This window comes from Leucobacter sp. M11 (assembly GCF_035726885.1).
GTDB lineage: Bacteria > Actinomycetota > Actinomycetes > Actinomycetales > Microbacteriaceae > JAPFRB01.
In genome coordinates this window covers 450,039-450,412 of the sequence record NZ_JAPFRB010000002.1, presented here as the reverse complement: position 1 = coordinate 450,412, position 374 = coordinate 450,039, and the positions used below count along the sequence as shown (strand labels likewise).

Here is a 374-nt window from a genome sequence, read left to right as displayed (position 1 = left end):
ACCCGATGACGGGGCCGGCAACCGGGCCGATCACGGGGCCGGTGTAGGCTCCGCGCGTCCCGGGGCCGACGCCCGGTTCCGCTAACGTTGGGGAACGCAGGGTTGCGGTGACCCTGCTCGACCCCGAGGAGTCCCCATGCCCGAGACGTCCGATTCCTGGGACGTGACCGACCGGCAGATCGCGGCCGTGCTGCAGATCTCCGGCCGCGCCTCCTGGGGCGCCGTGTCGCGCCTGTTGGACCTGCCGGAGCGCACCGTCGCGCGCCGTGGCCAGCGGCTCATCGACCGCGGGGCGGTCAAGGTTTCGACCTACCTCGACGTGCGGAGCATCCAGGAGTCGCGCTCGATCGTGATCCGGATGCGGGTCGCTCCGG

The 374-nt window shown here is 72.5% G+C and carries 1 protein-coding gene; it reads left to right on the top strand.

Translation table 11 applies throughout. The annotated features are described in order from the left end of the window. Positions 1-136: 136 nt before the first annotated feature. The coding region (locus OOT08_RS06425) for an AsnC family protein (RefSeq protein WP_325091764.1) at positions 137-374 on the top strand (238 nt) is incomplete at its 3' end.